Here is a 6,192-nt window from a genome sequence, read left to right as displayed (position 1 = left end):
ACCGTCACCGGCGCCGCGGGCGGCGGCTCGGGCGTCGCGGTGATCGTCGGCGCCGGGGCCGGCACCGTGACTTCGGGCGGCGGCACGAACGATGGCGGCGCCGGCGGTGGGGGTGGCGCCACCGCGGCGCGCGGCGGCGGCGGCGGGCGCTGCGGCGCCGGTGGTGGCGGGGGCGGCGGAGGCGGTGGTGGGGGCGGACGCACGTCGTCGACGATGCGCGTCTCGATCGGGCGCACGACGACCTCGACCACCTGGCGCGCCAGACCGCTGACCAGCGCCCAGCCCAGCAGCACGTGCAGCAGCACGACGACGGCCCCCCCGACGAGGTGGCGCATCGGCAGTCGCGGCGGCTCGCTGTAGTTCACGCCGACATTGTCGGTGCCGCGCCGGCGCGTCGCCGGCCGCGGGCTACAGTGCGCACGCAAGCCGCCGCCCGACGATGTGCGCCAACTACCAGCCCGTCACCGCGCAGGACCGCCTGCTCGCGCACTTCGGCGCGCAGCGCCCGCGCGACGAGGTGCCGCCCGAGGTCTATCCGGGCGGCTTCGCGCCGTTCGTCGTGCGCGCGCGCGACCGCGCCGAACTGGCCCGCGACGCGCGGCTCGGCCTGTTCGGTCTGGTGCCGCACTGGGCGCGGGACCTCGCGTTCGGCCGGCGCACCTACAACGCGCGCAGCGAGACGGTGCACGAGAAGCCGAGCTTTCGCGACGCGTGGCGCCAGGGCCGGCGCTGCATCGTGCCGGCAGAAGCCGTCTACGAGCCGAACTGGGAAAGCGGCAAGGCGGTGCGCTGGCGCATCGCGCGGCGCGACGGGCTGCCGATGGGCATCGCCGGGCTGTGGGGCTGGTGGCGCGCGCCCGACGGCCGCGAGTGGCTGAGCTTCACGATGCTCACCGTCAACGCCGACGGCCACGCCGTGTTCGGCCGCATGCACCGCCCGGGCGAGGAGAAGCGCATGGTCGCGATCCTCGACGAGGCCGACCACGACCGCTGGCTCGACGGCGACGTGGACAGCGCGCGCGCGCTGCTCGTGCCGTACCCGGCCGAGCGGCTGGTCGCCGAGCCGGCGCCGCGCCCGCCCGCGCCGCCACGGCGCTGATCACCAGCGCGGGCGGGTCAGCTCGTCGAGGATCTCGAGGTAGATGCGGTAGCGCGACGCGGCGATCTCGCCGCGCTCGACCGCCGCGCGCACCCCGCAGCCCGGCTCCTCGCGGTGCGTGCAGTTGTAGAAGCGGCACGCGTGTACGTGCGCGCGCAGGTCGGACATCAGCGCCGGCAGGCGCTGCGCGTCGATGTGGCGCAGGCCGAATTCCTGGAATCCCGGCGAGTCGATCAGCGCCGCGCGCTTCGCCTCGTCGAGCCAGTACCAGGTGGTGGCGGTCGTCGTGTGGCGACCCGAGTGCAGCGCGCGCGAGATCTCGCCCACCTGCGCCTGCGCGCTCGGCACGAGCAGGTTGACCAGCGTGCTCTTGCCGCTGCCGCTGGGGCCCAGCAACAGCGTCGCGCCGTCGGCCAGCAGCGGCGCCAGCCGCGCGCGCGCCTCGTCGGGGCGCGCCTTCAGCGCGACCTCGAGCACCGGCACGCCCATGCGCGCGTAAGGCGCGAGCCGCTCGCGCGCCGCGTCGGCGGCCGGCAGGTCGGTCTTGTTGAGCAGCACGGTGGCCGGCACGTCGGCGTCCTCGGCGGCGACGAGCGCGCGCGCGAGCTGCGACTCGCTGAACATCGGCTCGCCGGCCACCAGCACGAGCAGGCGGTCGATGTTGGCAGCGAACGACTTGGTGCGCCACTCGTCCTGGCGGAACAGCAGGTTGCGCCGCGGCTCGATCGCCTCGACGACGCCTTCGTCGCCGCTGGCCTGCCAGCGCACGAGGTCGCCGACGACGCACTCGCTCTTCTTGCCGCGCGGGTGGCCGATCAGGCGCCGGCCCTCGGGCGTCTCGAGCACGACGTGGCGCCCGTGCCCGGCGACGACGCGGGCGATGTCGAGTTCGGCCGGCGCGCCCAAGCCTTCGCGTCAGTCGGTGAGCAGCGCGTCGACGCGCGCCGCGCAGATGAAGTCGTTGATCGAGATGCCGCCCACCGAGTGCGTGTTGAAGCGCACCGTGCAGCGGTCGTAGCTCACCCGCAGGTCGGGGTGGTGGTCCTCGCGGTGCGCGATCCACGCCAGCGCGTTCACGAAGGCCATCGTGCGGTGGTAGTCGTCGAAGCGGAACGTCTTCTCGATCGCGCCGTCGACGAGCGCCCAGCCGGGCACGCGCGCCAGGTGCGCGCTGATCTGCACGTCGGTCATCGGCGGCTGGCCTTCGAGCGGCTCGCAGTGCTGGGTCTTCAGGACGTTCATGTCGGCTGCGGCAGGGGCGTGGAGGGGGTGTGCGCGGCCAGCGCCGCCAGGCGCTCGGACGCGGGCGGGTGCGAGTAGTAGAAGCGCACGTACAGCGGGTCGGGCGTCAGCGTCGACGCGTTGTCGGCGTGCAGCTTCAGCAGCGCGCTGGTCAGCTCGCGCCCGTCGGCGTGCGCGCAGGCGAACGCGTCGGCCTCGAACTCGTGGCGTCGCGACAGCGCCGCGGCCAGCGGCGCGAGCAGGAACGCGAACGGCGGCAGCGCGAGCGAGAACAGCAGCAGCGCGAGCGCGTCGTTGGGCGCGCCCAGGTTCGGCTCGACGCCGAGCCCCAGATAGAACCACGGCTGCGCCGCGAGCGCGCCGAGCAGCGCGAGCGCAGCCAGGCTCACGGCGAACATCAGCGCCATGCGCTGCAGCACGTGGCGGCGCTTGTAGTGGCCCAGCTCGTGCGCGAGCACGGCCTCGACCTCGCCCGGCGTCAGCTTGGCCAGCAGCGTGTCGAAGAAGACGACGCGCTTGGCCGCGCCCAGGCCGGTGAAGTACGCGTTGCCGTGTGCCGAGCGGCGGCTGCCGTCCATCACGAACAGGCCCTTCGCGGCGAAGCCGCAGCGCTGCATCAGCGCGCGCACGCGCGCGGCGAGCGCCTCGTCGGTGAGGGGCTCGAAGCGGTTGAACAGCGGCGCGATGACGGTCGGGTACAGCACCAGGATCAGCAGCTGGAAGCCGACCCACACGCCCCAGGCCCACAGCCACCACCAGCCGCCCGAGGCGGCCATGATCCACAGCACGAGCGCGGCCAGCGGCAGGCCGATCGCCGCCGCCACGAGCAGGCCCTTGACGGTGTCGGCCACGTACAGCCGCCACGTCATGCGGTTGAAGCCGTAGCGCTGCTCGAGGCCGAAGATGCGCCACAGTTCGAACGGCAGGTCGAGCACGCCGGCGATCAGTGCGAACGCCGCGAGCAGCGCGAGCTGGTAGGCCAGGTCGCCGAAGCGCGGCTGCACGGCGTCGCGCACCGCGACGTTGAGCGCGTCGAGCCCGCCGAGCAGTGTCCAGCCGAGCACGACGGCGGTCGCGAACGCGGTGGCCAGCACGCCGAAGCGCGCGCGCGCGACGGTGTAGTCGGCGGCCTTGCGGTGCGCCTCGAGTGTCACGGCGCCGGCGAACGGCGCCGGCACGGCGTCGCGGTGGCGCGCGACGTGGCGGATCTGCCGCGTCGCCAGCCACAGGCGCAGCGAGAACGACAGCGCCACCGCGGCGGCGAAGACGAGCGAGAAGACCGTCGGCAGCGAAGAGGCGGATTCGGACATGCCGTCAGTGTAGGGCTGCGACAATGCCCGTGCGGCGGCCCCGCTGCGCGGGCCGCACCGACGACGATGCCTTGCGAAGGACTTGCATGACCGACAGCCCGCCGCTGCCGCACTCCGAACAGAACCTGATCTGGATCGACCTCGAGATGACGGGGCTCGACACCGAGCGCGACCGCATCATCGAGATCGCCGTCGTCGTCACCGACGCGCAGGTCACGCAGCGCGTCGAGGGCCCGGTGCTCGCGATCCACCAGAGCGACGCCGTGCTCGACGCGATGGACGCGTGGAACAAGGGCACGCACGGCAAGTCGGGCCTGATCGACCGCGTCAGGGCCTCGACCGTCGACGAGGCCGCTGCCGAGGCGCAGGTGCTGGCGTGGCTCGCGCAGTACGTGCCGGCGGGCAAGAGCCCGATGTGCGGCAACTCGATCTGCCAGGACCGGCGCTTCCTCGCACGCTCGATGCCCAAGCTCGAGGCGTACTTCCACTACCGCAACCTCGACGTCAGCACGCTCAAGGAGCTCGCGCGCCGCTGGCAGCCGGGGCTGATGGAAGGCTTCAAGAAGCAGCAGTCGCACACCGCGCTGGCCGACATCCACGAGTCGATCGACGAACTGCTGTACTACCGGCAGCACTTCCTGCGCGCCTGAGCGCGCGCCGGCACGGATCTCGGCCGGCGGCTACAATGCGCCTCTCGCCGCCGATCCCGACGGCGTTCGTTCATCCCCTCTGACCTGCGCCGGCGACCCTGCCGGCGCCGCGGCCCTCGCCCGATGCGAGAGCCACCGGTCGGCGGCGATGCCGTCGCTCGAGCCGGTGTGTCTCGCAGGTCGCGTTCCCGCGCGGCCGTGCTGCCTGCCCCCGTTCTTCTCGCGACCTGACCCCGCGGCGCCTCGCGCGCTGCCGGTGCGGCCTGCGCCGTGCCGTGAATGAACTGGAAGGCAAGATGAGTTTCGACGCCCTGGGCCTCGCGCCCGCCCTGGCCCGCGCCGTCGCCGACGCCGGCTACGAAAAACCCACCGACGTGCAGCAGCGCGCGATCCCGCCGGCGCTCGAAGGCCGCGACCTGCGCGTGTCGTCGAGCACCGGCAGCGGCAAGACGGCGAGCTTCGTGCTGCCGGCGCTGCAGCGCGTGCTCGCCGCGCGCGCCGCGGCGCCGAAGGTGCTCCCGCAGGGCTCGCGAGGCGCCTCCGCAGCCCGTCCGGCGGGCCCGCGCATCCTCGTGCTCGCGCCGACGCGCGAGCTCGCGCAGCAGGTCGCCAAGGCCGTCGCGACCTACGGCCGCCACGTGCCGGGGCTGCGCGTGGCCACCGTGCTCGGCGGCGTGCCGTACGGCGCGCAGCTCAGGGCGCTGCGCGGGCCGCTGGACGTGCTGATCGCCACGCCGGGGCGACTGATCGACCACGTGCAAAGCGGCAAGTGCGCACTCGACGCCGTCGAGATGCTCGTGCTCGACGAGGCCGACCGCATGCTCGACATGGGCTTCATCGACGACATCCGCTTCATCGCCGGCTGCACACCCAAGGCGCGCCAGACCGTGATGTACAGCGCCACGTTCGCCGGCCACGTCGGGCGCCTGGCGGGCGAGCTGCTGCGCGAGCCGCTGGCCATCGAGGTCGCGTCGCACACCGACACGCATGCGCACATCGAGCAGCGCCTGCACTGGGCCGACCACGGCGCGCACAAGGATGCGCTGCTCGACCACCTGCTCGCCGGCCGCGAGGTCGAGCAGGCGGTGGTGTTCACGAGCACGCAGCGCGACGCCGACCAGCTCGCCGACCGCCTGGCCGCCATCGGCCACCGCGTCGCGTCGCTGCACGGCGGCATGCCGCAGGGGCGGCGCAACCGCGTGCTCGACGGGCTGCGCCGCGGCCACCTGCGCGTGCTCGTGGCCACCGACGTCGCCGCGCGCGGCATCGACGTGCCGACGATCAGCCACGTCATCAACTACGGCCTGCCGATGAAGGCCGAGGACTACGTGCACCGCATCGGCCGCACCGGCCGCGCCGGCCGCGCCGGCTTGGCCGTGACGCTGGCCGAGGCGCGCGACGCCGGCATGATCCAACGCATCCAGCGCTTCACGACGCAGCCCATCCCGGTGGCGACGCTGCCGGGGCTGGAGCCCCAGCGCGCGATGCCGTCGCTGCGGCCGGCACACCCGTCGAGGGGCCACCGGCCGGGCGCGGCGCATCGCCCGACGCTCGCGCAACCCCGCCGCGAGTGGGCCCGTGCCGATGCGCCGGCGCATCGCGCTGATCGTGGCGGGGATCGCGGGGATCGCGGCGACGCGCGCTTCGACGACCGCCGTGCGCCGCGCGCCGACGGCGCGCATCCGCCGGCCGGCTGGCGCGACGGTGCGCCGCAGGGAGAGCGCCGCCGCGATGGCGGTACTGCCCACGCGGCGCCGCGCCACGCCGGCATGGCGCGGGGCGCGCACGAGCGTTCCGGCGCGCCGCGCGGCGACTTGCGCCCGCGCGCGGGCCGGCCGGCGCCGCCACGCCGCGGTTGAACGGCGGCGGTCGAGCGCCGCTGTTGAACGCC

General features: G+C 74.3%; 6 protein-coding genes and 1 pseudogene. 3 read left to right on the top strand and 4 right to left on the bottom strand.

Annotation, left to right across the window (positions count from 1 at the left end; genetic code table 11):
• A pseudogene (locus MOJ79_RS13590) lies at nt 1–365 on the bottom strand (hypothetical protein); the annotation flags it as partial.
• 74 nt (nt 366–439) lie between these two features.
• Here MOJ79_RS13590 and MOJ79_RS13585 point away from each other — a divergent pair.
• The gene (locus MOJ79_RS13585; protein ID WP_119291288.1) at nt 440–1,099 is read left to right on the top strand and encodes an SOS response-associated peptidase; all 660 of its coding nucleotides are present in this window, start codon (nt 440–442) and stop codon (nt 1,097–1,099) included.
• On the opposite strand, the gene rsgA is transcribed toward MOJ79_RS13585, so the two are convergent.
• The 3 genes from rsgA to MOJ79_RS13570 are packed head-to-tail and all read right to left on the bottom strand — an operon-like array spanning nt 1,100 to nt 3,651.
• Nucleotides 1,100–2,005 (bottom strand): ribosome small subunit-dependent GTPase A, encoded by a 906-nt coding sequence (gene rsgA, locus MOJ79_RS13580; protein ID WP_241924641.1) that lies wholly within the window; start codon nt 2,003–2,005, stop codon nt 1,100–1,102.
• A gap of 9 nt (nt 2,006–2,014) precedes the next feature.
• Nucleotides 2,015–2,290: a 4a-hydroxytetrahydrobiopterin dehydratase gene (locus MOJ79_RS13575; protein ID WP_241924644.1), complete on the bottom strand. Its 276-nt coding sequence runs from the start codon at nt 2,288–2,290 to the stop codon at nt 2,015–2,017.
• 47 nt (nt 2,291–2,337) lie between these two features.
• Nucleotides 2,338–3,651: a M48 family metallopeptidase gene (locus MOJ79_RS13570; RefSeq protein ID WP_241924640.1), complete on the bottom strand. Its 1,314-nt coding sequence runs from the start codon at nt 3,649–3,651 to the stop codon at nt 2,338–2,340.
• An 86-nt stretch (nt 3,652–3,737) separates the two neighbouring features.
• Between MOJ79_RS13570 and orn the strand changes: the two genes are divergently transcribed.
• Complete coding sequence (gene orn / locus MOJ79_RS13565) at nt 3,738–4,301, top strand: oligoribonuclease (protein ID WP_241924639.1); 564 nt, start codon at nt 3,738–3,740, stop codon at nt 4,299–4,301.
• A gap of 296 nt (nt 4,302–4,597) precedes the next feature.
• Nucleotides 4,598–6,160, top strand: coding sequence for a DEAD/DEAH box helicase (locus MOJ79_RS13560; RefSeq protein ID WP_241924638.1), 1,563 nt, complete (start codon nt 4,598–4,600; stop codon nt 6,158–6,160).
• Nucleotides 6,161–6,192 lie beyond the last annotated feature (32 nt).

The sequence above is a fragment of the Calidifontimicrobium sp. SYSU G02091 genome (assembly GCF_022631395.1).
GTDB lineage: Bacteria > Pseudomonadota > Gammaproteobacteria > Burkholderiales > Burkholderiaceae_C > Calidifontimicrobium > Calidifontimicrobium sediminis.
This window is presented reverse-complemented; position numbering and strand designations above follow the sequence as displayed.

Excerpts from the sequence above, each read along its gene's own strand:
- MOJ79_RS13560 (WP_241924638.1), top strand. The coding sequence starts at position 4,598 with ATGAGTTTCGACGCCCTGGGCCTCGCGCCCGCCCTGGCCCGCGCCGTC.
- MOJ79_RS13575 (WP_241924644.1), bottom strand. The coding sequence starts at position 2,290 with ATGACCGACGTGCAGATCAGCGCGCACCTGGCGCGCGTGCCCGGCTGG.
- MOJ79_RS13570 (WP_241924640.1), bottom strand. The coding sequence starts at position 3,651 with ATGTCCGAATCCGCCTCTTCGCTGCCGACGGTCTTCTCGCTCGTCTTC.
- MOJ79_RS13585 (WP_119291288.1), top strand. The coding sequence starts at position 440 with ATGTGCGCCAACTACCAGCCCGTCACCGCGCAGGACCGCCTGCTCGCG.
- orn (WP_241924639.1), top strand. The coding sequence starts at position 3,738 with ATGACCGACAGCCCGCCGCTGCCGCACTCCGAACAGAACCTGATCTGG.